The sequence below is a fragment of the Fibrobacter sp. UWR4 genome (assembly GCF_003149045.1).
Lineage (GTDB): Bacteria > Fibrobacterota > Fibrobacteria > Fibrobacterales > Fibrobacteraceae > Fibrobacter.
Genome location: NZ_QGDU01000092.1, coordinates 1 through 1,182 on the forward strand (window position 1 = coordinate 1; position 1,182 = coordinate 1,182).

Annotated in this window: 1 protein-coding gene; it reads left to right on the forward strand. The window is 53.4% G+C overall.

All coding sequences use genetic code 11. The features are described from left to right. Nucleotides 1-1,182, forward strand: a 1,182-nt coding sequence (locus BGX12_RS15230) for a mannose-1-phosphate guanylyltransferase/mannose-6-phosphate isomerase (protein ID WP_109736861.1), incomplete at both ends; no start/stop codon positions are given.

Consider the following 1,182-nt stretch of genomic DNA (forward strand, 5'->3'; position numbering starts at 1 on the left):
AAGGACCAGCTGGAAGCCGAAGGCAAGAAGGGCAGCAAGTTCCTCCTGGAACCGGTGGGCCGCAATACTGCTCCCGCAATCGCTCTCGCATGCTTGACCCTGGATCCGGAAGAAATCGTCCTGGTTTCTCCGTCTGACCATGTGATCCGCAAGAAGGACGAATATAAGAAGGTCCTTCTCCGCGCTCAGGAACTGGCCAAGGAAGGCAACCTGGTGACTTTTGGGATCACTCCCACTAGCCCGGAAACTGGCTACGGCTACATCGAAGCCAAAGGCGAAAACGTCAAGCGCTTTGTGGAAAAACCGGATCGCGCCACTGCAGAAAAGTATCTGCTGGCTGGTAATTTTTACTGGAATTCCGGTATCTTCTGCTTTACTGCAAAGACTTTCCTTTCTGAACTTCAGAAGCATTCTCCGGACATTCTGGATGCAGCAAAGAGGGCTCTTGCAAATACCGCTATTGAAACTGGCGAACCCATCCGTATTTCCATGGAAGACATGAAGGCTATTCCTTCCAACTCCATTGACTATGCAGTGATGGAAAAGTCCAACATCGTGAAGGTTGTTCCCAGCGATATCGGCTGGAGCGATCTTGGCTCCTTCGATAGCTTGTATGGTGAATATCCTCACGACGAAAACGGCAACAACGTGAACCCCCGCCACATTGCAGTGGGTTCCAAGAACTCCCTGGTCATGGGTTCCCAGCGTGCCATCGCTACCATCGATCTGGACAAGATGCTTATCGTGGACACCCCGGATGCTCTTCTCGTTGCTCCTCTCAGCAGCAGCCAGAAGGTGAAGCAGGTGGTGGAAGAATTGAAGGTTCGTGGCTCCGACCTCATTAGCGTTCCGCAGACAGTGAACCGCCCCTGGGGTACCTACTCCGTGCTGGAATCCACCGACCGCTACAAGATGAAGCGTATCGTGGTGAAGCCGGGTAAGCGTCTTTCCCTCCAGAAGCACTTGCATCGTTCTGAACACTGGGTTGTTGTCAGCGGTACCGCAACTGTTACCGTAGGCGACAAGGTGTTCTACGTCCGTCCCAATGAATCCACCTACATCCCTGTTGGTGAGGTTCACCGCCTGCAGAACGAGGGTCGCCTCCCGCTGGTCATCGTTGAAATCCAGGTGGGCGAATACACTGGCGAAGACGATATCATCCGCGTGGAAGACGACTTCCAC